Consider the following 22,911-nt stretch of genomic DNA (forward strand, 5'->3'; position numbering starts at 1 on the left):
TGTTCATGCTGAAAAGATGCCTATGGCTTAGCGCACTCATCGCTGGCTGGTTGATGATTACCGCGTGCAGCAGTGCGCACAATACGACGCCTCGCTATGTTCCTCCTGATGAGAGAACGCCGCTGACGGCCGATCACCCGTGGCCGAAAAATAGTTTTTTGGTTCTCGGCTATCACGATGTAGAGGATGATGCAGCCGATCAGCGTTACCTCTCTGTGCGTACCAGCGCGCTGAGCGATCAAATAGCCTGGCTGCGTGATAATGGTTATAACCCGATCAGCGTCCAGCAAATTCTGGATGCTCATGACGGTAAAATCGTGCTGCCGGAAAAAGCCGTTCTGCTCACCTTTGATGACGGGTATAGCAGTTTCTATACCCGCGTCTGGCCGCTGCTGAAAGCCTACAACTGGCCAGCCCTTTGGGCACCGGTTGGAAGCTGGGTGGATGCCCCTGCGGACAAAAAAGTCGATTTTGGTGGCCTGATGACGGCGCGCGACAAATTCGCCACCTGGAAGATGGTCGAGGAAATGGGCAAATCGCCGTTGGTGGAAATCGGCGCGCATACCTGGAACTCGCATTTCGGTGCTGAGGCGAACCCGCAGGGAAGTAAAGAACCTGCTGTGGCAAACCGTCTTTACGATAAGAAAACCGGCACTTACGAAACGGACGAGCAATACTATCGCCGTATTAATACCGATATCTCTTTGATTACCAATAAAATTAAAGCGGTAACGGGGAAATCGCCACGTGCCTGGGTCTGGCCCTACGGTGCCGCCAGCGGGACGACTTTAAACCTGGCCAAAGAGCAAGGTTATAAGATGGCGTTTACGCTCAATGAAGGGCTGGCGAATGCGGCATTCCTTGATGATATCCCGCGCGTACTGATTTCTGATAACCCATCGCTCAAGCGTTTTGCCAGCCAGGTTGCTCAGGTGCGTGAACCGCAGACGATGCGCGTGATGCATGTCGACCTGGATTACGTCTATGACAAAGATCCCGCCCAGCAGAAGAGAAACATCGATAAGCTGATTCAGCGTGTTTATGACATGCGTATCTCTCATGTCTTCCTGCAGGCATATGCCGATCCGCAGGGCGACGGGAATATTCGCGAGGTCTATTTCCCTAACCGCTGGCTGCCGATGCGCGCCGATCTGTTTAACTATATCTCCTGGCAGTTACAAACCCGTGCTGGGGTTACCGTGTACGCCTGGATGCCGGTACTGGCTTTCGATCTGGATGCCTCAATTCCGCGTGTAACGGCATGGGATCCAAAAACCGGACGTACGGCTATCGATCGTGAACAGTATGTGCGTCTTTCTCCGTGGGATAGCGAAGCGCGTAAACGCATTACCGAGATCTATGAAGACCTGGCGAAGCACGCCAGCTTCAAAGGCATCTTGTTCCATGATGATGCCTTCCTGACGGATTTTGAAGATGCGTCGCCGGAGGCGTTAGCCGCCTACCGTGCCGCAGGACTTCCGGGAAGCATCGAGCAAATCCGTAATAACCCTCAGGCGTTTGAGCGCTGGACTCGCCTGAAAAGTAAGATGCTGATCGACTTCACTAAGCAGTTGACGCAATCGGTACGCAATATTCGCGGTCCGCAGGTGCAAACCGCCCGTAATATCTATGCTATGCCGGTACTGGAACCTGAAAGTGAAGCCTGGTTTGCACAAAACCTGAATGACTTCCTGAATACCTATGACTGGACAGCCCCCATGGCGATGCCATTCATGGAAAAAATTCCGGCTAATGATGCTAACGCCTGGCTCGACCGACTGGTGAATGCTGTTGCACAGACGCCCGGCGCGCTGGATAAAACCGTGTTTGAACTGCAGGCACGCGACTGGCGTAAATCCGGGGAACAGGCCGAAATCAGTGGTAAACAACTCGCCGAATGGATGCGTCAGCTTAAGTTAAGCGGCGCAGGCAACTACGGCTATTACCCGGATGATTTCATCAGCGATAAACCTGAGATGTCAGAGATTCGTTCGACGTTCTCCTCATACTGGTACCCGCAAAAATGACCGATCGCATAATTGCTTTCCTGATACTTTGCCTGATGTTCAGCCTGCCGTTTGGCGTGGCTGTCGTCTTCACGGGTGAAGTGATGTTGAACTTTGTCTTCTTCTGGCCCTTGTTCATGTCTGCATTGTGGATAAGCGGCGGGGTCTATTTCTGGTTTTACCGTGAGCGTCACTGGAAATGGGGAGATGAAACGCCACCGCCTACTTTGGAGGGAAATCCGCTGGTCTCGATTTTGATCCCGTGTTTTAACGAAGGGATCAATGCGCGTGAGACGATCGAGGCTGCACTGGCTCAGCGATATAAGAATATTGAAGTTATTGCCATCAATGATGGTTCGACAGATGACACGCACGATGTACTGGAACAGCTGGCAACAGAGTACCCCAGCCTGCGAGTGATTCACTTAGCGGAAAACCAGGGGAAAGCCCTGGCGCTTAAGACCGGTGCAGCAGCAGCGCGCAGTGATTACCTGGTCTGCATCGATGGGGATGCGTTACTGGATCGTGATGCGGTCGCCTATATCGTGGCTCCGCTTATCCAGTTCCCGCGCGTTGGTGCGGTGACTGGTAACCCGCGTATTCGCACCCGTTCGACGTTAATTGGCCGTGTACAGGTCGGTGAGTTCTCGTCGATTATCGGCTTAATCAAGCGTACCCAGCGAGTCTACGGGCAGATATTTACTGTTTCAGGTGTCGTTGCCGCGTTTCGTCGCCGGGCGTTGGCTGAAGTTGGTTACTGGAGCCCGGACATGATCACCGAAGATATCGACATCAGTTGGAAGCTGCAATTGCGCCACTGGTCGGTATTCTTTGAGCCACGCGCACTGTGCTGGATCCTGATGCCTGAAACATTGAAAGGACTGTGGAAGCAGCGCCTGCGCTGGGCACAAGGTGGTGCGGAGGTGTTTATCGTTAACATGCGCCGCTTGTGGTCGTGGGAATTCCGCCGTATGTGGCCACTGTTCCTTGAGTTCTGTTTCTCTACCGCCTGGGCATTTGCTTATGCGGTTAGTATCGTGCTGTTCCTGTTAGGGCTGCTATTCCCAATGCCAGACACGCTGTATGTTCAGCATCTGTTCCCGCCAGCCTTCACTGGACTTATCCTCGGCGTGGTCTGCCTGTTGCAGTTCGCGGTGAGTCTGATGATTGAACGACGCTATGAAAAAGGCATTGGCGCCTCGTTGTTCTGGATCATCTGGTTCCCGGTGGTGTACTGGATGCTGAGTCTGTTCACTACGCTGGTGGCTTTCCCCAAAGTGATGCTTAAACGCAAACGCGGCAGGGCGCGCTGGGTGAGTCCTGACCGCGGTATCGGGAGGATTGAATCATGAACCAACCGCTGATTTTTACCGAACGGCGTCTGCTGCCGCGCATCATCGATGTGTTGTTGACGGCCATCGCATGGGTTGGATTTATCTATTTGATCTATAAAGGGCTGATCACAGCCCTGGCGCATTCACCGTATATGGGTGTGCGACCCTTTTTCACCACGCTGGATACGGTCACGTTTTATATCCTTATCGCCCTGGTCAATGGTCTGGTGCTTATTGGTTGGGCGAAGTACAACCAGTTTCGTTTCCGGGTGGAGCGACGCAGCCGCAGGCCGGGTCTGGAAGACCATGAGCTGGCCGAAAGTTTACGCATTACCCGCGAGCTGGTTACAGAACTGAACAAAGCGAGGGTGCTGACGGTTCACCATCATGAGAATGGCGAGATCAGCCATATCGATGTGGACAGAGATATTGCCGATAATCGCCTGCCGCCGCCAACACCGGCGATGCTGGAGTATTTGCCGATGGAGCCGCAGCCGTCGTTGCACACAAGGGCCGAGTGATATTTCTGCTTTCAGCCGCTTCCTTCAGCCTCGCATGGGTCTATGATTAGACCCAGACAATAAAAAAATGCGAGGCAATGTCGTGGATAAGGAACTACTGGATGCAGGTTACCGGGCCTATACCGGCGAGAAGATCGATGTCTATTTCAACACGGGGATGTGCCAACATTCGGGCAATTGCGTTCGGGGAAGCGCAAAACTTTTCAACCTGAAGCGTAAACCGTGGATCATCCCGGATGAAGTCGATGTTGCGACGGTTATCAGGGTTATTGATACCTGTCCGAGTGGTGCGCTGAAATATCGCCAGAAATAAGTGAGGGAACCATGGAAATTCTTGCAGGCCATAACAAGTTTTATGTTAACGATGCTGAAGGCAAGCAGGTCGCCGAGATTGTTTTTGTGCCGACAGGTGAGCATCTGAGCATCATTGAGCATACCGATGTTGACCCCAGTCTGAAAGGTCAGGGCGTGGGTAAACTGCTGGTGGCGAAGGTGGTGGAGAAAATGCGCGCCGAAAACCGCAAAGTGATCCCGCTGTGTCCGTTTGCCAAACATGAGTTTGATAAAACGCGCGAGTACGACGATATTCGCGCCTGAAGACTGATTTCCGCCGGATAGTCTTATCCGGCACATCACTGCCGATGCAGCAGATCCTGATATATCCCCGTCAGTACTCCTTGTGGGCCAAACTCTTTTTTAATCCACTGTGTTACGCGACCGGTTGCCGCGTGCTGGGTTGCCAACAGCATGCGTGAATCCTGACGAGGGTTATGGATCTGTCGCGTGACCAGCAGCGACTTTTCCATCGCTTCGCGTACCATATAGTCCGGTAAAAAACCGATGCCTTCACCCAGAATCTGGCACTGACACTTGGTATTAAAATCAGGAACCAGAATCGATTCCTGCCCGTGCAGCAACCAGCCGACCTTCTTGTTGATGGTGTGCGCGGTGTCCTCCACCATAATGTTTGGGTACAGACGCAACTGACTTTCTGAAATTGGCTCAGGCATAAACGCCAGTGGGTGATCCGGTGCGATAGCGAACGACCAGCGAATCGCACCGATTTCGGTGTAATCAATCCCGCCGCCGTCCAGCAGGGTATCGGGCGCGCCAATAGCGATATTGGCCTGGTTATTGATGATCGAGTCCCAGACGCCGTTATAGACCTCGGTGGTCACGGTTATCTGGCAGGTCGGAAACTGCTTTTTGAGCACCTGTAACAGCCGGGCAGTGTGCTGTGGGGTATACAACAGCTGGTTAATGCAAATGCGTACCCTGGCTTCAATACCCTGGGCGATGGTATCGATGCTGCGCTTGATGGCGTGGAAGTCATTCAGCAGGTCGGTTGCTTTGCGAAAGAAGTAGCGACCGGACTCGGTGAGCTCAATGCTGCGGGTACTGCGGGTAAACAGCACCACATCGAGTCCCATCTCCATGCGTTTGATGGTGTAGCTGATGGCCGACGTTGTTAAGCCAAGCTCCTCAGCGGCCTTGCTGAAGCTGCTATAGCGCGCTGCCATCGTAAAGGCCAGCAGGTTTTCCTCGGTAAAAATTGAATTCATCCGTTCTCCCCTCAGGCCATGCTGCGATGTCCACGATACGATGATTGTTGAATGTATTTGTAATCCTTATCGAGAGCAATCAGTTTTGAACAGAATTTAACACTAGAGTTACATTTGATTTGAAGGCAATCACACTTCTGTATTTTAGTTGCGACCCGCTATTTGTGCTGCATGCCGCCTGATTTCCCCAGGCTCTGATTCACCGCTAAAATGGCTTCAGCCATAAGGGAAAGATTGCACTACAGCACGTTTTACTCTCATTATTAAATTTGATTCAACAATCGACACGCTTACGATGAATGAAATTTAAGCGGATGTTATTCTCTAAACTCTGTTGCTATTCTCAGGTTATCGGAAATACGAAGAGTCTAAAAAACTGCAGGAGAGTGATTATGTCAGAGAAAGAACTTATTACTGAATTTCTGCTGGCGGCAGAACAGGGTAACGCCGAAGGATTAAAATCCTGTCTGGAAAAAAATGTGGATATTAATGCCACCAACCGCCAGGGCCGTACTGCCATTATTATTGCCAGCCTGAATAAACATTATGACTGCGTTTCTTTATTGATTGCTGCCGGTGCTGATATTAATAAACAAGATCAAACCTGTTTTAATCCATTTCTGATTAGCTGCCTGACAAATGATTTAACACTGCTGCGCACGGTATTACCGGCTAACCCGGATCTTGAGCGCCTGAGCCGTTTTGGCGGTGTCGGCATTACGCCTGCCAGTGAGAAAGGTCATGTTGAGATCGTCCGTGAGCTGCTGCTGCATACCGATATTAACGTCAACCACACTAATTTCGTTGGCTGGACGCCGCTGCTGGAAGCTATCGTACTCAATGACGGTGGTGCGAAGCAGCAGGAAATCGTCAAGCTGCTGCTCGACCATGGCGCGAACCCGCACATGACGGATAAATACGGTAAAACCCCGCTAGAGCTGGCGAGGGAAAAGGGGTATCACGAAATTGCCGAGCTGCTGATTGCCGCCGGAGCCTGACAGAGGAGCGCCGCTATCGCCACGTCATCACGGCGATGCATTCGGGCGCTAACCGCAGACGGCGCGTTTCTTTCATTCCGGGGAACCGGGCGAGTAGAACAGGTATTTTCCCGCGCGGTGAATCTGTTCATACCCGAGCAGCAGCGATTATTGACGTTACTGAGTGAAGGCTGTGATAACGCGCCCAATAGCTGTCGGCTGGCGCTGACGCATTGTGAAGACCTGTTTCATCCCGGTGAGCCGGTCAGTTTTACCGAATCAGGGATTGTCGTTGGTAAGGATAAGTGGATAGAGATTTCCGGGTGCCTGCCGTGGCGAATGCCACAGTGGACGCCAGATGCAACCGCGTTCTCAGCTATTCGGTGGCAGCGCTGGGAAGAGGATATCCGCCAACAGCTTAAAAACGATGACACATTATTTCTGTACCAGGGTGACAACCCGTTTTATCAGGAGATCACCCGCGAATTACTACAGCGTCGCCAGACATTAATGACGGCGCTGAACACAGGAGAAAATATCTCTGCTGCCGTCAGCCGTTTAATTGGTCTGGGTATTGGGCTGACGCCATCATCCGATGATTATTTAGTAGGTCTAAGTACTATCTTATTTATTCCAGGACACCCGCTGGAAAAATATCGGAGAGAGTTTTTAGCCGCCTTGCAGCGTGACGGAAATAATACGACATTACTCAGTAAAATTACGCTGGAGGAGGCTTTTCATCAGCGCTATCGGGAAAGTGTCGCACGACTGCTGAACCATATTATTAATGAGCAACAACACGTTTCTACGCAATATATAACTGATATTAAAAATATCGGCTCAAGTTCTGGCTGCGACATGCTATACGGCATGGCGGATGCCTGCGCCCTGAGCCACAGGTCCGGAGGGAATTATGTCGATCAGGATAGTTGTTAAAAAGAATACGTATTTTGATTCTGTCTCACTGATGTCTATTTCAACACGCGCAAATAAGCTCGATGGTGTGGAGCAGGCGTTCGTAGCAATGGCGACAGAAATGAACAAGGGCGTGCTGAAGAATCTTGGCTTGCTCACGCCTGAGCTGGAAGACGCGAAGAGTGGCGATCTGATGATTGTCATTAAAGGCGCGAGTGAAGCGGCGAACGAGCAGACGCTGGTGGCGATTGAGGATCTGTTCACGCATAAAGAGCAGGGCGGTCAGCATGAAGCGCGCTACGCCACGCTCGCCAGTGCTAAAAAACACGTACCTGACAGCAACCTGGCGGTTATCTCGGTTAACGGTCTGTTTGCCGCACGTGAGGCACGTCAGGCACTGCAAAATAACCTCAATGTGATGCTGTTCTCAGACAACGTTTCTCTTGAGGACGAACTGGCACTTAAGCAGCTGGCACACGAAAAAGGGCTGTTGATGATGGGGCCAGACTGCGGGACCGCCATTATTAACGGCGCGGCGCTGTGTTTTGGTAATGCGGTACGTCGCGGCAACATTGGCATTGTAGGGGCATCCGGTACCGGTAGCCAGGAACTGAGCGTGCGTATTCATGAGTTTGGCGGCGGTATTTCCCAACTGATCGGTACGGGTGGACGCGATCTAAGCGAGAAAATTGGTGGTCTGATGATGCTTGACGCGATGGGCATGTTGGAAGCCGATCCGCAAACCGAAATCATTGCACTGATCTCCAAACCGCCTGCGCCTGCGGTGGCCCGCAAGGTACTGGAACGCGCACGTGCCTGCCGCAAACCGGTCGTGGTCTGTTTCCTCGGACGTGATGCCGCTCCTGCGGATGAAGCGGGGCTGCAGTTCGCACGTGGCACAAAAGAAGCTGCGCTGAAAGCGGTACTGCTGACGGGTGTGAAAAAAGAGACTCTGGACCTGCATCCGCTGAACTGGCCGCTGATTGAAGAGGTCCGCGCCCGTCTGACGCCACAGCAAAAGTACATTCGTGGGCTGTTCTGTGGCGGCACGCTGTGCGATGAAGCGATGTTTGCCGCCATGGAAAAACACGCCGAAGTATACAGCAACATTCATCCGGACCCGGCATTCCGTCTACAGGATCTCAACCGCAGTATCGCACATACCTTCCTCGATTTCGGTGATGATGATTTCACCAACGGTAAACCGCATCCGATGATCGATCCCACCAACCGCATTAGTCGCCTGTTGCAGGAAGCGCGCGATCCTGAAGTTGGCGTGATCGTGATGGATTTCGTCCTCGGCTTTGGATCGCACGAAGATCCGGTTGGCGTGATGCTCGAGGCGATCGTTGAAGCCAAAGCGATCGCCGCGGCAGAGGGGCGTCCGCTTGAAATTCTCGGCTATGTGCTGGGAACCGATCAGGATACACCGTCACTGGAAAAACAGTGCCAGATGCTGACCGATGCCGGGGTTATCTGGGCGAGCAGTAGCACCAACACCGGATTGCTGGCGCGTGAATTTATCTGTAAAGGGGAGGAAGCCTGATGAGCCAGACACTGTTTAACCAGCCGCTGAATGTGATTAACGTTGGCATCGCGATGTTCAGCGATGACCTGAAAAAGCAGAACGTACCTGTGACCCAACTCGACTGGACTCCGCCAGGGCAGGGTAACATGCAGGTGGTCGCGGCGCTGGATCAGATTGCCGATTCTCCGCTGGCAGACAAAATTGCTGCCGCTAATCAGCTGGCGCTGGAACGCATTATCCAGTCACATCCGGTGCTGGTGGGGTATGACCAGGCCATTAACGTGGTGCCGGGCATGACCCGTAACACCATTTTGCACGCCGGGCCGCCGATCCGTTGGGAAAAAATGTGCGGTGCGATGAAAGGGGCAGTCACCGGGGCGCTGGTTTTTGAAGGACTGGCAAAAGATCTCGATGAAGCCGCAGAACTGGCAGCTTCTGGTGAAATCATCTTCTCCCCATGCCACGAACATGACTGTGTGGGATCGATGGCGGGCGTCACCTCTGCCTCAATGTTCATGCACATCGTTGAGAACAAAACCTACGGCAACCGCGCATATACCAATATGAGCGAGCAGATGGCGAAGATCCTGCGTATGGGGGCGAACGATCAGAGCGTTATCGATCGTCTGAACTGGATGCGCGATGTGATGGGCCCAATGCTGCGTGACGCGATGAAGTTGGCAGGTGAAATCGATCTGCGTCTGATGTTGGCGCAGGCGCTGCACATGGGGGATGAATGCCATAACCGCAACAATGCCGGTACCGCACTGCTGATTCAGGCGCTGACGCCGTGGATCATTCAGACCGGCTATCCGGTTGAGCAACAGCGGGAAGTGTTCGAGTTTGTCCTCAGCAGCGATTACTTCTCCGGCCCGACCTGGATGGCGATGTGTAAAGCGGCGATGGACGCTGCACACGGTATCGAATACAGCACCGTGGTGACGACGATGGCGCGTAACGGTGTTGAGTTCGGTTTGCGCATCAGTGGTTTACCGGGTCAATGGTTTACCGGTCCGGCGCAGCAGGTGATTGGTCCGATGTTTGCGGGCTATAAGCCGGAAGATTCCGGGCGCGATATCGGCGATAGCGCGATTACCGAAACCTACGGGATTGGTGGTTTCGCGATGGCGACGGCACCGGCCATCGTGGCGCTGGTGGGCGGTACGGTTGAAGAAGCCGTTGATTTCTCTCGCCAGATGCGAGAAATCACTCTCGGCGAAAACCCCAACGTCACCATTCCACTGCTTGGTTTTATGGGCGTACCGACCGCTATCGACATTACGCGCGTAGGTAGTACCGGTATTCTGCCGGTGATCAATACCGCGATTGCGCATAAAGATGCCGGGATCGGCATGATCGGTGCCGGAATTGTACACCCGCCGTTCGCCTGTTTTGAAAAGGCGATCCTCAACTGGCGTGACCGCTACTGCTCATAACAATAACCGGGGCTAACACCGTTAGCCCCACGGTAGCGAAGCGAAAAACGTTGCTTACCTGCAGGGCTGGGCGATCTCCGTGATCGCAAACGATGCTTAACCTGTAAAGGATATTCCATGAACAGCATAAAACTAGAATGGAAACGTGGTGACTGGGCGGCTTACTTCGGGCTGATGACCAACAACCTGACGAACCTGCTGACAATGATGGGGCTGCTCATTTTTGTTGTCGGCATCCCGACTGAAATAGTTTACGGCCGCATTGCGCCTGCCTTTGGTCTGGCGGTGCTGGTGGCCAGTATCTGTTACGCCTGGTTTGGTTTGCAGATGGCAAAACACACCGGCCGTAATGATGTAACGGCGTTGCCGTCCGGTCCCAGCGCACCGTCAATCTTTACCGTGACGTTCCTGGTGCTGATGCCGGTTTATCAGCAAACCAAAGATGCCAACTTCGCTATCCAAATCGCGCTGGTGTGGTGTTTTGTGGAAGCGTTGATCCTGGTGGGTGGCTCCTTCCTGGGTGAGACCATCCGCAAGATGATCCCGCGTACGGTACTGCTGTCTTGTCTGTCCGGCCTGGGGTTGCTGCTGCTGGCGATGAACCCCATGCTGCAGGCGTTTGAAGCGCCAACCGTTTCTTTCATCGTCCTGTTGCTGATTTTCATCAACTGGTTCGGTAAGAAACCGATTTTTGCCCGCATTCCGACCGGTTTGCTGCTGCTGATTGCCGGTACGGCCCTGGCATGGATCTCCGGTCTGCAAAGCCCGGAAGCGATTAAAGCCTCGATGTCGTCTTTTGGCTTTAACCCGCCAGAAATCCATGTCGACAGCTTCCTGCAAGGATTACCGCATGCGCTGCCGTATCTGGCTTCTGCAGTTCCGCTGGGTCTGGCGAACTATATTTTTGACCTCGAGAATATTGAAAGTGCGCACGCCGCGGGCGATGAGTACAACACCCGTAAAGTTATGATGGCGAACGGTTTTGCCTCCATGCTTGGCTGCATGTTGGGTAACCCGTTCCCGGTGACGGTGTATGTTGGGCACGCGGGCTGGAAAGCAATGGGTGCCAGCATCGGTTATACCCTGGCATCTGGTATCACCATGTTCCTGGTACCGCTGTTTGGGCTGGGCGCGTTTATGCTCGCCATTATTCCGATGACCGCGATAGTGCCGATTCTGGTGTTTATCGGCGTGGTAACCGCCAACCAGGTGGTACGAGAAACCCCCAAAGTCGAGGTTCCCGTCATCTTCATCTGTCTGTTCCCGTGGATTGCCAACTGGGCGTTGACCATCGTTAACAGCGTGATGGGGGCCGCCGGAACCTCTGCGGGGAAACTGGGCAGTGACCTGCTGCACAGTAAAGGCGTGTACTACGACGGGCTGGTGCATCTGGGAAGCGGTGCGCCGCTGGCCAGTATGCTGTGGGGCTGTGTCGCTATCTTCGCCATTATGAACAAGCCGTTACGTGGGGCGATTGCCGCCGCCTTCGGTGCACTGCTGTCGCTGTTTGGTGTGATTCACTCCCCGGCAGTGGGTTTTGCCGAAGGCAGCTCGATGATGTTTGTTGTGGCCTACCTGATGATGAGCGGCATGTTCGTCGTCAAACATATTCTCGACAGTCGTGAAGCGGCTACTGCGCCTGAGCAGGAACCGACGAAAACAACCTGAATCGCCTGCAAGCGGAAGAAAATACGATGAAAGAACTTGTGGTCGTTGCCATTGGCGGCAACAGCATTATCAAAGATAACGCCAGCCAGTCTATTGAGCACCAGGCTGAAGCGGTGAAAGCGGTGGCGGACACGGTGCTGGAGATGTTGGCATCGGACTACAACATTGTGCTGACACACGGTAACGGGCCGCAGGTGGGGCTGGATCTACGGCGTGCTGAAATCGCGCACGAACGCGAAGGCTTGCCGCTCACTCCGCTGGCAAACTGCGTCGCTGATACTCAGGGCGGTATTGGCTACCTGATCCAACAGGCGCTGAATAACCGTCTGGCGCGACGCGGTGAGCAGAAAGCGGTGACGGTGGTTACGCAGGTAGAAGTCGACAAGAACGATCCAGGGTTTGCGAATCCAACCAAGCCTATCGGCGCATTCTTCAGTGAAGCTCAGCGTGACGAGCTGCTGCGGGTTAATCCGGGCTGGCGGTTTGTGGAGGATTCCGGGCGCGGTTACCGGCGGGTTGTGGCTTCCCCTGAACCCAAACGTATTGTTGAAGCAGAGGCTATCAAAACGCTGACTCAGCAAGGTTTTGTGGTGATTGGCGCAGGCGGCGGCGGGATTCCGGTAGTCCGTAGCGAGCACGGGGATTATCACAGCGTGGACGCAGTGATTGATAAAGATCTCTCTACTGCGCTGCTGGCGCAGGAGATCCGCGCCGACATTCTGGTGATCACCACTGGCGTAGAGAAAGTGTGTATTCACTTCGGCAAGCCCAACCAGCAGGCGCTGAATACAGTGGATATCGCGGCAATGACCCGTTACATGCAGGAAGGTCACTTCCCGCCAGGCAGCATGCTACCCAAAATTATCGCCAGCCTGACGTTCCTGGCTCGTGGCGGTAAGCGGGTGATCATCACCACGCCGGAATGCCTGCCTGCCGCACTGCGCGGTGAAACGGGTACCCACATTGTCCATTCCTGAGAGGAGATGCGAATGAAGGAAAGTAACAGCCGCCGCGAATTTTTAAGTCAGAGCGGAAAAATGGTCACTGCTGCTGCGCTGTTTGGCGCAGTAGCACCAGTCGCGTATGCTGCTAATCCTGTCGGGACAGCCTGCGGGGCGAAGAACACCATGACGATTAACGATAAACACTACTACCTTGATAACGTTCTGCTGGAAGCGGGATTTGATTACGAAAATGCCGTGGTGGTACATACCCGTACTGCACTGCAAACCATTGAAATTCAGGACGGGAAGATTGTTGCGCTACGCGAGAATAAGCAGCATCCGGATGCGGCGCTGCCGCATTACGATGCGGGCGGAAAGCTCATGCTACCCGCGATGCGCGATATGCACATTCATCTGGATAAAACCTTTTACGGTGGCCCGTGGCGCTCATTGAACCGTCCGGCGGGCACCACCATTCAGGATATGATCCGCCTGGAACAAAAGCTGCTGCCTGAACTGCAGCCTTATACTCAGGAGCGGGCGGAAAAGCTTATCGATCTACTGCAATCAAAAGGGACATCGATTGCCCGCAGCCACTGTAATATTGAGCCAGTTTCCGGGTTGAAAAATCTGGAGAACTTGCAGGCGGTACTGGCGCGTCGTCAGCCCGGTTTCGCTTGTGAAATCGTGGCGTTTCCCCAGCATGGTCTGCTGTTATCGAAGTCTGAACCGCTGATGCGTGAAGCAATGCAGGCGGGGGCACAGTACGTGGGCGGTCTGGACCCGACCAGCGTCGATGGGGCCATGGAAAAATCCCTCGACACCATGTTCCAGATTGCGCTCGATTACAATAAAGGTGTGGATATCCATTTGCATGAAACCAGCCCGGCAGGTGTGGCGGCGGTAAATTACATGGTGGAGACGGTGGAGAAAACGCCACAGCTGAAGGGCAAACTGACCATCAGCCATGCTTTCGCATTGGCAACGCTGAACGAACAGCAGGTTGATGCGTTGGCAACCCGTATGGCGGCGCAGCAGATTACCATTGCCTCGACGGTACCTATCGGCACCTTGCACATGCCGCTGAAACAGCTGCGTGATAAAGGCGTGGAGGTGATTACCGGCACCGACAGCGTGATTGACCACTGGTCGCCGTATGGGCTGGGGGATATGCTGGAGAAAGCCAATCTGTATGCTCAGCTGTATATTCGCCCGAACGAACTCAACCTGTCGCGCGCGCTATTCCTCGCCACAGGTGATGTACTGCCGCTGAACGATAAAGGCGAACGTGTGTGGCCGAAAGCACAGGATGACGCAAGTTTTGTGCTGGTCGATGCGTCCTGCTCTGCGGAAGCGGTCGCGAGGATTTCCCCTCGTACCGCGACCTTCCACAAAGGGCAGCTAGTGTGGGGAAGCGTCGCAAGCTAGTCCTGCTAAACGCGCAGCGGCACAGGTTGCTGCGCGTTTCCCTCTGTTGGCTGTTAACCGACGATCCCCAGATAGCCGTGAATCCCCATGTAGAGTCCGACCATGCCGATGAGTGCGCTGGAAAAATAGGGCGCTTTACGCGCCAGTGTGTTAAATCCGCTCCAGCGCTTCGCCGCCTGTTGTACGCTGATAGCCGCGCCAACCCCTACCGTTACCAGCGTTATCGCCAGTCCGAGGCTAAAGCACAGCACCATCGTTGCCCCCAGCGTAAAGGCTTTGAGCTGGATACAAATCAGTAAGACGGTAATAGCCGCAGGACACGGGATCAGGCCACCGGTCAGACCAAACAGTAAAATTTGCCCGTTGGTCACCTCTTTACCCTGAAAACGGCGCTGGATATCGTTGGCATGTGCGCGTTCGTGCGCGTCCTGATACTCTTTCGAACCCTCGCTCAGCCCTGCCAACGCGGCATGGTTATGATCGTGGTCATGTTCGTGATGATGGTGGTGATCGTGATCGTGGTCATGTTCGTGATGATGGTGGTGATCGTGATCGTGGTCATGTTCGTGATGATGGTGATGAGCGTGGTCATGGTCATGGTCGTGATCATGATGATGGTCGTGATGTGTTTGAGTCAGCCAGTTCTGCTCGCCTTGCCAGGTCCGCCAGAACATCCAGAATGCAGTGCCCAAAATAATGATCGCAGAGACAAATTGTAGCCAGGGTTCGACGGCCTGGGCCGTGAACGCTTTGCTGATATACATTCCGCCGAGTGCAATCAACCATACTATGGCCGTATGCGACAGGGTAGCCGCCAGCCCCAGCATCACTGCCTGCTTGATAGTCCCCTTTATGGCGATAATAAACGCCGCCATCATTGTCTTTGAATGTCCCGGTTCCAGGCCGTGTAACACCCCCAATAAAATTGCGCTGGGAATGAAGAACCAGGCGTTGCCTTGCTGAAGAAGCGTAGAAAATTCACCCATGAGAATGATTCTTAGTTGTCTAATTTCGCTTGATTCTACTCCCCCCCAGTATCAAATACTACCCCCCAGTAGAATGTCGATGGTATTGTCGCTACGGATTTACGTTAATTAAGGTAATGCTATGTCACATACGATCCGCGACAAACAGAAGCTCAAAGCCCGTGCCAGTAAGATTCAGGGCCAGGTAGTGGCGTTGAAAACCATGCTCGATGAACCGCATGAATGCGCGGCTGTGTTACAGCAAATTGCGGCGATCCGCGGTGCGGTAAACGGATTAATGCGTGAGGTGATTAAAGGTCATCTGACCGAGCATATTGTGCATCAGGGCGATGAAATAAAGCGTGAAGAGGATTTGGATGTGGTCCTGAAGGTATTGGATTCTTACATCAAATAAGTCAGTTTAACGGCTCATCCACGTTCAATACCGTCCAGCTAAGCATGTCGGGTGAACATGTGATTCTTGTTCAGGGTTCCGTTCACCTCAGCAGTGTCATTTATCTGAAGCACCGATACCCGTGAACGTGTAAAGGGCGTTTTCCGCCACGCCCTTTACAATCCCGGCTCCCGGCGGGAAAATTGTTGCTGCGCAATACCCTCCGCTTATTCCTCCAGGCTATCGGGCCGGGCGCGAGGTAGCGTCCCTGCAAAGCGCGCCCTGAGCCAGCATCCATGCTGGCTCTCCCGGCCTTACGGAAACACGTCGGCAATTTTCAGCCGGACCAGCCACGCCTGACCATCTGTATTTTTATTTGAATATATCTGAACAGCAAAACAGATTTAACTGAAAATCAGAGAGTTGAAGCGATGGCCCATATCCGGCTGAAAATCGATAAGGCGTTGACGGCTGACCGGGGCTGCCCGCAGGGATGCGGGCAGAGGGGACGGCCTGCAGGGACGCAGGCTCGGCCCCGACCCGACAGGCAGACGGCATAAGACGAATGACAAAATTGCCGGAGCAATTTTGAACAGCGCTTGCGATGGCCCCGAAGGGGTGAGCCCCAGGGATGGGGCGAATAATCGCGCAGCGACGATTTTCCGTGCCGGGAGCCAGAGATGCAAGGGAGGCGGCGGTGAGCCTCCCTTGCACGTTCACATGAATCGGTGCTTCAGAGACGCGATGAACATGAGTGAACGGAACCTTTTCTCTGAGATAGCATGTTCATTACTTCCGCCAACACAGGTTGATACTTTCTGAAACTGGGTCGTTAGCTGAACGACATTGCCCCCCGTTCAGGAGAATGAGCCGTTGATAACGTCATTTAGCCAAAAAACATCACCGATACGCACAACAGACCGACAATCAGGGTGATCAGGTTACCCACTGAACGATGCGGCTTCAGCGCCGGGATCAGATAGGTCGATAAAGTCGGCATGATAAACAAAATCATGGCGATGAGCGGGCCACTGATCGCGTAAATCATTGAAATGGCATTAGGGTTAATGCAGCAGATGATAAACGTGATGGCCGAAACCAACATAATGGACAGGGCGCGGTTAAAGGCCCGGCTTTTCTTCACGCCTACCTGATGCAGTGACGTTTTTACGACTTCTGTCGCCCCTTCAATCACGCCAAAGTAGGTGCCAAGGAACGATTTTGACATCGCCACCACGGCAACGATAATCCCGGAAATCGACAACCATGCCGGTGCGTTGGGCATCATCGACAGCGCCGAAAGGATGGTTACACCCTCATGTTTGGCATCTTCAATGTAGTTTGCCGGAATAGAAAGCAGACAGCTAAAGACAAAAAACAGTACGCTCAGGCAGATGATGACGTAGGCGACCTTCATGATTTTTTTGCATTTACCCATGGCCTGCTCGCCGTATTTCTCTCGTCTGTCGATGGCAAACGTGGAGATAATGGGCGTATGGCTAAAAGCGAAAACCATCACGGGGATCGAGATCCATACCTGATGCAGCGTGTGCTGATCGAAAGACATCTGGCCGGTGAGTAGCGTCGGCTGCCAGCTTCCGGTCAGGTACAGCGAGAGAAACAGAAAGTACGCGATCAGTGGGAATACCAGAAAGCCCATCACCCGGATGGTGGCCTGGCGACCCATCAGGAAAATTAAATTCAGGACCAGCACCACGCCGAGACTTACCAGCATACGAACGCGTAGATCAATCGTGATATGTTTTGCCAACTGTTCGGTGAGTGAATTGGTGATCGCGACAGCGTAGATCAGCACCACCACAAAGAAGGCGATAAAATAAAGCGTCGTGATCAGGCTGCCTATCTTCTTGCCATAGTAGTGGGTGACTGCACCGGTGATCCCTTCACCTGCAGAGGTTTTTGATGACAGGATAAACTGGCACAGCGCCTTGTGTGGCCAGTAGGTTAAAGGCCAGGCGACGAGTGCGGTGATAAAAAGTACCACTGCGCCTGCAGAACCCAGCTGTATGGGGAGGAAGAGGGTTCCTGCGCCGACGGCAGTCCCATATAGTGCGAAGCTCCAGAGAGTCTCTTCTTTTGACCAAAATTTCGACATTATTTGAACGTATCAACTATAAAATAAACAAAAAGAAGCGCAATTTACCACAAATGAGAGGGGCTGGGGGAGGTGTGAACAAGTGGGCTGGTGAATGGATGAATAGCCGGAATTGAGAAAATTCCGACTATTCTTTGAATTATCAGGCAGTAACGCGCAGCTGACGACGCTTCATTACGCGCTCGCGTAATGTGTCATAAGCCCAGTTATAGAACATGGTGTATGGCAGGAAGAACAGGAAGAAACCTATTTCCAGCGTGAATGCCTGAAGCAGGCTAACGTTCAGTACATACGCCACGATGCTGACCCCGATGACGATAAAACCACTCTCGAAGCCTAAGGCGTGAAATGCGCGGACTTTCGCCGTACGTTTTACCAGGTGTGATGGCCAAAAGCGGTCAAACAGGGCGTTATAAATGATATTCCAGATCATTGCTGTCGTTGCCAGCAGAATGGTCAGCCCGCCCATTTCCAGTACCGAGCGCTGCATCAACCATGCGGTGGTTGGTGCAAGAATCGCGGTAGCAATGCCCTCAAAACAGACAGCATGAAAAATGCGCTCCACTAACGAGCGGCGTTGGACAGTATCGTGTTGCATAACCTAAAAACCTTCTTTGATGCCCGGATAACGGAATGGTGGCAATTTTATCGTTTTATGTGATATCTAAAAGATAGTATCCATCGATAAAGTAGATAGTTCATGCGTTACTCCCCTGAAGCATTAACGGCATTTGTTGAGACGGTGTCCTGCGGTTCATTTTCTGCGGCGGCCCGGCGGCTACGTAAAAGCCAGTCCACCATCAGCACGGCGATTGCACATCTGGAGGCCGATCTTGGCTTTGCGTTGTTTGACCGTTCGTCACGTCAGCCAACGCTTACCGAACAAGGCAAGCGGGTGCTTGGCTACGTACAGGCGATTTTGTCAGCCAGCGAGCGTCTGGATGAAGCGGCGATTTCGCTGTCGGGGGATACCGAAGCGCGTCTGACCTTTGTGCTTTCGGACACGCTGCATCCGGATGTGCTGGAAGAATTAATGGTGCAGTTTGACCGCAAGTTCCCCCACACAGAATTTGAATGTCTGATTGGTGAAGATGAAGATGTGATTGATTTGCTGCAAAAAGGACGTGCGCAGGTTGGGCTGATCGAAGCGCGAGAAAATTATCCGACAGATATGGGCGTCACGCGTTTGCCGATGCAAACCTGGATGGGACTGTACGTTGCGGCCCCGCATCCACTGGCGACGCAAAAAAATCTGCAATGGGAGCAGCTCCACACCTGGCGCGAACTGCGTCTGAATACTTATCTGGAAAGTGGGACCAACGTCGCACGTGGCCCTGTCTGGTCTGCTCCCAACTATCTGTTGTTGCTGAGTATGGCGGTACAGGGATTTGGCTGGTGCGCACTACCTTGCGCGCTGGTGGAAGAGTTTGCGGCAGAAAAACCACTGGTTCAGTTGAAGATACCGGGTTGGCCAAAAGCTATCTCAATCGATCTGTTATGGAATAAGAAATCCCCTCCGGGGGTAGCGGGAAGCTGGTTACGTGACCATTTGCAGCAAAGTGGCGTCGCGATGACGAATAAATGATACCTATTTCCTTTGTGATAAAAATCACCATTTTTAAACAACTACGATAACTATCTTTAACAATCATCTACTATTGCGATGTTATTTTGCGCTGAGGTGGTGATGAAAGAGGTTGTGATAGTGGGGGCGTTAAGGACACCGATTGGCTGCTTCCAGGGAACGCTGGCGCGCCACTCTGCCGTTGAGCTCGGCAGCATGGTGGTCAGGGCATTACTGGAACGCACTGGCGTGGATGTTCACGCCGTTGATGAGGTGATCCTTGGTCAGGTCCTCACTGCAGGGGCCGGACAGAACCCGGCGCGCCAGTCTGCTATCAATGGTGGATTACCCAATACCGTTTCCGCTATTACCATTAATGATGTGTGTGGTTCAGGTTTGAAAGCGCTGCACCTGGCGACTCAGGCTATCCAGTGTGGTGAAGCTGATATCGTGATAGCCGGCGGGCAAGAAAACATGAGTCGCGCACCGCACGTCCTCACCGACAGCCGCACTGGCGCGCAACTGGGTAACAGTCAACTGGTTGACAGCCTGGTGCACGACGGTCTGTGGGATGCTTTCAACGACTACCATATGGGCGTTACCGCGGAAAACCTGGCGCGGGAATACGGTATCAGCCGCGAATTACAGGACGCCTACGCGCTGAGTTCTCAGCACAAAGCGCGGATGGCAATCGACGCTGGACGCTTTAAAGATGAAATCGTGCCCGTGGTGACCCAGCGAAACGGGCAATCCTTTGTGGTGGATACCGATGAGCAACCGCGCACCGATGCCAGCGCCGAAGGGCTGGCGCGTCTGGACCCTACTTTTGACAGGCTTGGGTCGGTAACGGCGGGTAATGCGTCATCGATAAACGATGGTGCTGCCGCCGTGATGATGATGAGCGAGTCCAAAGCGCAGGCGTTGAATTTACCGGTACTGGCCCGTATTCGCGCGTTTGCCAGCGTCGGCGTTGACCCCGCACTCATGGGGATTGCGCCAGTGTACGCGACGCGTCGCTGCCTTGAGCGCGTCGGCTGGCAACTGGCGGATGTCGATTTGATTGAAGCCAATGAAGCATTCGCCGCGCAGGCATTATCCGTTGGGAAAATGCTGGAATGGGACGAGCGGCGGGTGAATGTGAACGGTGGGGCCATTGCGCTCGGCCACCCAATTGGTGCCTCTGGTTGCCGTATTCTGGTGTCGTTGGTCCACGAGATGGTTAAACGCCGTGCGCATAAAGGGCTGGCAACGTTATGTATTGGTGGTGGCCAGGGTGTCGCCCTTGCCATCGAACGTGATTAAGTCTTTAAAATCCCCTGTCAGATACACCACCACCGCGCAGTTCCGGTTCATGTAAAAAAGCCCTCCACAAGGAGGGCAAGGCCAGTTACAGAAACATCCACTCTAAAACAACGTTAACTTATCAAAACGTCGTTTCATTTCGTGTGATTCACAACGCACTTTGTAAGAAAAGGTGTGTGAATTCCTCTTCAGCAGGGCTGTTTTTTCACAGCGCTTCTTTTACCTCTTATTATCCACTTTTTGCTGGTTATTTATAACTTGCTGTTTTATTTGTGTTTTATCTGTTTTCTTTGATGCTGCTTTCGTAGATTACCCAGGCTAGCGTGATCGCAATTACACTTTTGATAATAAGATGCGGAAAAAGTGAAACATCGTTTTAGTTATAATTGAAAACCCGTTCCGGGAGGGATATCATGAACGCATTAGGTAAAACGGAACGGCGTTTTGCTATCGCTCAAGAATTCACGGTCAATTTATCACTGGAGGTAAATGTGGACGTAAGACAAAGCATCCATAGTGCGCATGCTAAAACCCTGGATACCCAGGCGCTGCGTAATGAGTTTTTGGTAGAAGAAGTGTTTGTTGCTGACGAATACACCATGGTCTACAGCCACATTGACCGCATTATTGTTGGCGGCATTATGCCAGTGGGAAAAACCGTATCCGTGGGTGGCGAAGTGGGTAAGCAACTGGGCGTAACCTACTTCCTGGAGCGTCGTGAGTTAGGCGTGATCAACATCGGTGGGCCGGGCACGATTACTGTTGACGGCCAGTGCTATGAAATTGGTCATCGCGATGCGCTGTATGTCGGTAAAGGGGCAAAAGAAGTTGTTTTTGCAAGCATTGACCCTGCAAAACCCGCCAAGTTCTATTATAACTGCGCGCCGGCACACATGACTTATCCAACCAAAAAAGTGACCCCAGCCGACGTTGCGCCAGTGACGTTGGGTGATGATCTCACGAGTAACCGCCGTACCATCAACAAGTATTTTGTGCCGGACGTACTGGAAACCTGCCAACTGAGCATGGGCCTGACCGAACTGGCGCCAGGCAACCTGTGGAACACCATGCCGTGCCATACCCATGAACGCCGTATGGAAGTCTATTTCTACTTCAATATGGAAGAAGACACCTGTGTCTTCCACATGATGGGGCAGCCTCAGGAAACGCGTCATATCGTCATGCACAATGAGCAGGCGGTAATTTCCCCTAGCTGGTCTATCCATTCTGGCGTTGGTACGAAAGCCTATACCTTCATCTGGGGTATGGTTGGCGAAAATCAGGTCTTTGATGATATGGACCACGTTGCAGTCAAAGATCTGCGCTAGTCGCGGGCGGCTACTCAGCCTGTCTGTGACGGGCATTATAAAAAATAAGGATTTACAATGATTTTGAATGCATTCTCTCTTGAAGGTAAAGTCGCCGTTGTGACGGGTTGTGACACCGGTTTGGGTCAGGGGATGGCACTGGGTCTGGCGGAAGCGGGTTGTGATATCGTGGGTATCAACATTGTTGAGCCGACTGAAACCATCGAACGTGTTACTGCACTGGGCCGCCGTTTTTTAAGCCTGACCGCCGATCTGCGTCAGATTGATGGTATTCCGGCACTGCTGGAGCGTGCGGTTGCAGAATTCGGTCATATCGACATTCTGGTGAACAACGCCGGTCTTATCCGTCGTGAAGATGCTATCGACTTCAGTGAAAAAGACTGGGACGACGTGATGAACCTGAACATTAAGAGCGTGTTCTTTATGTCTCAGGCGGCGGCGAAGCACTTCATTGCCCAGGGTAACGGCGGTAAAATTATTAATATCGCCTCCATGCTCTCCTTCCAGGGCGGCATTCGTGTTCCGTCTTATACCGCGTCAAAAAGCGGCGTAATGGGCGTAACGCGTCTGATGGCCAACGAGTGGGCAAAACATAACATCAACGTGAATGCGATCGCACCGGGTTACATGGCGACCAATAACACGCAGCAGCTGCGTGCTGATGAGCAGCGTAGCGCCGAAATTCTCGATCGTATCCCAGCGGGTCGTTGGGGTCTGCCAAGCGATCTGATGGGGCCTGTTGTGTTCCTGGCCTCCAGCGCATCTGACTACATTAACGGTTATACCGTTGCGGTCGACGGTGGCTGGCTGGCGCGTTAATTTATCGTCCAGCATCAACAAACCCTGCCAATGGCAGGGTTTTTTTTGGTTTTAAGTTATTTTAATCCATATTCTGTTTATAAATTAATCCATACATAATTACA

21 protein-coding genes are annotated in these 22,911 nt (G+C 52.8%); 17 read left to right on the top strand and 4 right to left on the bottom strand.

Annotated elements, in window-relative coordinates:
• Window positions 1-5 precede the first annotated feature (5 nt).
• The 5 genes from pgaB (at window position 6) to NNO02_RS09915 (ending at window position 4,458) form a co-directional block, all read left to right on the top strand.
• Window positions 6-2,027 carry a poly-beta-1,6-N-acetyl-D-glucosamine N-deacetylase PgaB gene (gene pgaB, locus NNO02_RS09895; protein ID WP_137382670.1) on the top strand — a complete coding sequence of 674 codons (2,022 nt, stop codon included), beginning with the start codon at window positions 6-8 and terminating at the stop codon, window positions 2,025-2,027.
• Complete coding sequence (gene pgaC / locus NNO02_RS09900; RefSeq protein ID WP_040232145.1) at window positions 2,024-3,358, top strand: poly-beta-1,6-N-acetyl-D-glucosamine synthase; 1,335 nt, start codon at window positions 2,024-2,026, stop codon at window positions 3,356-3,358. Before pgaB ends, pgaC begins: the two co-directional genes overlap by 4 nt.
• The gene (gene pgaD / locus NNO02_RS09905; protein ID WP_271454688.1) at window positions 3,355-3,861 is read left to right on the top strand and encodes a poly-beta-1,6-N-acetyl-D-glucosamine biosynthesis protein PgaD; all 507 of its coding nucleotides are present in this window, start codon (window positions 3,355-3,357) and stop codon (window positions 3,859-3,861) included. The genes pgaC and pgaD overlap by 4 nt, the downstream gene beginning before the upstream one ends.
• A gap of 82 nt (window positions 3,862-3,943) precedes the next feature.
• Window positions 3,944-4,174: a 4Fe-4S mono-cluster protein YjdI gene (yjdI, locus tag NNO02_RS09910; RefSeq protein ID WP_005123368.1), complete on the top strand. Its 231-nt coding sequence runs from the start codon at window positions 3,944-3,946 to the stop codon at window positions 4,172-4,174.
• Window positions 4,175-4,185: 11 nt separating this feature from the next.
• A complete protein-coding gene (locus tag NNO02_RS09915) occupies window positions 4,186-4,458 on the top strand; it encodes a GNAT family N-acetyltransferase (RefSeq protein ID WP_101741591.1) in 273 nt (90 codons plus the stop codon).
• A 35-nt stretch (window positions 4,459-4,493) separates the two neighbouring features.
• Here the strand turns inward: NNO02_RS09915 and NNO02_RS09920 are convergent, their stop codons facing one another.
• Window positions 4,494-5,423, bottom strand: coding sequence for a LysR substrate-binding domain-containing protein (locus tag NNO02_RS09920; protein ID WP_271454689.1), 930 nt, complete (start codon window positions 5,421-5,423; stop codon window positions 4,494-4,496).
• Between the two features lie 392 nt (window positions 5,424-5,815).
• Between NNO02_RS09920 and NNO02_RS09925 the strand changes: the two genes are divergently transcribed.
• The 7 genes from NNO02_RS09925 to NNO02_RS09955 all read left to right on the top strand — a co-directional run bounded on the left by NNO02_RS09925 (window position 5,816) and on the right by NNO02_RS09955 (window position 14,319).
• A complete protein-coding gene (locus tag NNO02_RS09925; protein WP_271442348.1) occupies window positions 5,816-6,421 on the top strand; it encodes an ankyrin repeat domain-containing protein in 606 nt (201 codons plus the stop codon).
• 39 nt (window positions 6,422-6,460) lie between these two features.
• Window positions 6,461-7,336, top strand: a complete 876-nt coding sequence (locus tag NNO02_RS09930; RefSeq protein WP_271454697.1) for a DUF2877 domain-containing protein — start codon at window positions 6,461-6,463, stop codon at window positions 7,334-7,336.
• Entirely contained in the window at window positions 7,314-8,861 is a 1,548-nt protein-coding gene (fdrA, locus tag NNO02_RS09935) for an acyl-CoA synthetase FdrA (RefSeq protein WP_271454690.1), read from the top strand. The genes NNO02_RS09930 and fdrA overlap by 23 nt, the downstream gene beginning before the upstream one ends.
• A complete protein-coding gene (locus tag NNO02_RS09940) occupies window positions 8,861-10,279 on the top strand; it encodes a DUF1116 domain-containing protein (RefSeq protein WP_137382676.1) in 1,419 nt (472 codons plus the stop codon). Before fdrA ends, NNO02_RS09940 begins: the two co-directional genes overlap by 1 nt.
• A 117-nt stretch (window positions 10,280-10,396) precedes the next feature.
• Window positions 10,397-11,947: a xanthine permease gene (locus NNO02_RS09945; RefSeq protein ID WP_137382677.1), complete on the top strand. Its 1,551-nt coding sequence runs from the start codon at window positions 10,397-10,399 to the stop codon at window positions 11,945-11,947.
• Between the two features lie 26 nt (window positions 11,948-11,973).
• Window positions 11,974-12,924, top strand: a complete 951-nt coding sequence (locus NNO02_RS09950) for a carbamate kinase family protein (protein WP_271442351.1) — start codon at window positions 11,974-11,976, stop codon at window positions 12,922-12,924.
• A 12-nt stretch (window positions 12,925-12,936) separates the two neighbouring features.
• Window positions 12,937-14,319: an amidohydrolase family protein gene (locus NNO02_RS09955; RefSeq protein ID WP_271454691.1), complete on the top strand. Its 1,383-nt coding sequence runs from the start codon at window positions 12,937-12,939 to the stop codon at window positions 14,317-14,319.
• Between the two features lie 53 nt (window positions 14,320-14,372).
• Here the strand turns inward: NNO02_RS09955 and NNO02_RS09960 are convergent, their stop codons facing one another.
• Window positions 14,373-15,305 carry a nickel/cobalt efflux protein RcnA gene (locus NNO02_RS09960; RefSeq protein WP_271454692.1) on the bottom strand — a complete coding sequence of 311 codons (933 nt, stop codon included), beginning with the start codon at window positions 15,303-15,305 and terminating at the stop codon, window positions 14,373-14,375.
• Between the two features lie 121 nt (window positions 15,306-15,426).
• Between NNO02_RS09960 and rcnR the strand changes: the two genes are divergently transcribed.
• Complete coding sequence (gene rcnR, locus NNO02_RS09965; RefSeq protein ID WP_005123385.1) at window positions 15,427-15,699, top strand: Ni(II)/Co(II)-binding transcriptional repressor RcnR; 273 nt, start codon at window positions 15,427-15,429, stop codon at window positions 15,697-15,699.
• 865 nt (window positions 15,700-16,564) lie between these two features.
• Here the strand turns inward: rcnR and NNO02_RS09970 are convergent.
• Together NNO02_RS09970 and NNO02_RS09975 are read right to left on the bottom strand one after the other, a co-directional pair.
• A complete protein-coding gene (locus tag NNO02_RS09970) occupies window positions 16,565-17,794 on the bottom strand; it encodes an amino acid permease (RefSeq protein WP_271454693.1) in 1,230 nt (409 codons plus the stop codon).
• Window positions 17,795-17,936: 142 nt separating this feature from the next.
• Window positions 17,937-18,392, bottom strand: coding sequence for a multidrug/biocide efflux PACE transporter (locus NNO02_RS09975; RefSeq protein ID WP_271454694.1), 456 nt, complete (start codon window positions 18,390-18,392; stop codon window positions 17,937-17,939).
• A 102-nt stretch (window positions 18,393-18,494) separates the two neighbouring features.
• On the opposite strand from NNO02_RS09975, the gene NNO02_RS09980 reads away from it, so the two are divergent.
• The 4 genes from NNO02_RS09980 to kduD all read left to right on the top strand — a co-directional run bounded on the left by NNO02_RS09980 (window position 18,495) and on the right by kduD (window position 22,807).
• Window positions 18,495-19,379 (top strand): LysR family transcriptional regulator, encoded by an 885-nt coding sequence (locus tag NNO02_RS09980; protein ID WP_271454695.1) that lies wholly within the window; start codon window positions 18,495-18,497, stop codon window positions 19,377-19,379.
• A gap of 102 nt (window positions 19,380-19,481) precedes the next feature.
• Window positions 19,482-20,660: an acetyl-CoA C-acetyltransferase gene (locus tag NNO02_RS09985; protein WP_271442356.1), complete on the top strand. Its 1,179-nt coding sequence runs from the start codon at window positions 19,482-19,484 to the stop codon at window positions 20,658-20,660.
• Between the two features lie 491 nt (window positions 20,661-21,151).
• The gene (gene kduI / locus NNO02_RS09990) at window positions 21,152-21,988 is read left to right on the top strand and encodes a 5-dehydro-4-deoxy-D-glucuronate isomerase (protein ID WP_005123391.1); all 837 of its coding nucleotides are present in this window, start codon (window positions 21,152-21,154) and stop codon (window positions 21,986-21,988) included.
• Window positions 21,989-22,045: 57 nt separating this feature from the next.
• Entirely contained in the window at window positions 22,046-22,807 is a 762-nt protein-coding gene (gene kduD, locus NNO02_RS09995) for a 2-dehydro-3-deoxy-D-gluconate 5-dehydrogenase KduD (RefSeq protein ID WP_005123393.1), read from the top strand.
• Window positions 22,808-22,911: the final 104 nt, after the last annotated feature.

Origin of the sequence: Citrobacter sp. Awk 2, assembly GCF_028069815.1 — a bacterium.
GTDB lineage: Bacteria > Pseudomonadota > Gammaproteobacteria > Enterobacterales > Enterobacteriaceae > Citrobacter.

What these genes read in the sequence shown, in the direction of transcription:
- NNO02_RS09985 (WP_271442356.1), top strand. Translation starts at nt 19,482, where the DNA reads ATGAAAGAGGTTGTGATAGTGGGGGCGTTAAGGACACCGATTGGCTGC.
- pgaB (WP_137382670.1), top strand. Translation starts at nt 6, where the DNA reads ATGCTGAAAAGATGCCTATGGCTTAGCGCACTCATCGCTGGCTGGTTG.
- pgaD (WP_271454688.1), top strand. Translation starts at nt 3,355, where the DNA reads ATGAACCAACCGCTGATTTTTACCGAACGGCGTCTGCTGCCGCGCATC.
- NNO02_RS09960 (WP_271454692.1), bottom strand. Translation starts at nt 15,305, where the DNA reads ATGGGTGAATTTTCTACGCTTCTTCAGCAAGGCAACGCCTGGTTCTTC.
- pgaC (WP_040232145.1), top strand. Translation starts at nt 2,024, where the DNA reads ATGACCGATCGCATAATTGCTTTCCTGATACTTTGCCTGATGTTCAGC.
- NNO02_RS09945 (WP_137382677.1), top strand. Translation starts at nt 10,397, where the DNA reads ATGAACAGCATAAAACTAGAATGGAAACGTGGTGACTGGGCGGCTTAC.
- NNO02_RS09980 (WP_271454695.1), top strand. Translation starts at nt 18,495, where the DNA reads ATGCGTTACTCCCCTGAAGCATTAACGGCATTTGTTGAGACGGTGTCC.
- NNO02_RS09920 (WP_271454689.1), bottom strand. Translation starts at nt 5,423, where the DNA reads ATGAATTCAATTTTTACCGAGGAAAACCTGCTGGCCTTTACGATGGCA.
- NNO02_RS09955 (WP_271454691.1), top strand. Translation starts at nt 12,937, where the DNA reads ATGAAGGAAAGTAACAGCCGCCGCGAATTTTTAAGTCAGAGCGGAAAA.
- NNO02_RS09925 (WP_271442348.1), top strand. Translation starts at nt 5,816, where the DNA reads ATGTCAGAGAAAGAACTTATTACTGAATTTCTGCTGGCGGCAGAACAG.
- NNO02_RS09950 (WP_271442351.1), top strand. Translation starts at nt 11,974, where the DNA reads ATGAAAGAACTTGTGGTCGTTGCCATTGGCGGCAACAGCATTATCAAA.
- NNO02_RS09975 (WP_271454694.1), bottom strand. Translation starts at nt 18,392, where the DNA reads ATGCAACACGATACTGTCCAACGCCGCTCGTTAGTGGAGCGCATTTTT.
- NNO02_RS09915 (WP_101741591.1), top strand. Translation starts at nt 4,186, where the DNA reads ATGGAAATTCTTGCAGGCCATAACAAGTTTTATGTTAACGATGCTGAA.
- fdrA (WP_271454690.1), top strand. Translation starts at nt 7,314, where the DNA reads ATGTCGATCAGGATAGTTGTTAAAAAGAATACGTATTTTGATTCTGTC.
- NNO02_RS09940 (WP_137382676.1), top strand. Translation starts at nt 8,861, where the DNA reads ATGAGCCAGACACTGTTTAACCAGCCGCTGAATGTGATTAACGTTGGC.
- kduD (WP_005123393.1), top strand. Translation starts at nt 22,046, where the DNA reads ATGATTTTGAATGCATTCTCTCTTGAAGGTAAAGTCGCCGTTGTGACG.
- rcnR (WP_005123385.1), top strand. Translation starts at nt 15,427, where the DNA reads ATGTCACATACGATCCGCGACAAACAGAAGCTCAAAGCCCGTGCCAGT.
- NNO02_RS09970 (WP_271454693.1), bottom strand. Translation starts at nt 17,794, where the DNA reads ATGTCGAAATTTTGGTCAAAAGAAGAGACTCTCTGGAGCTTCGCACTA.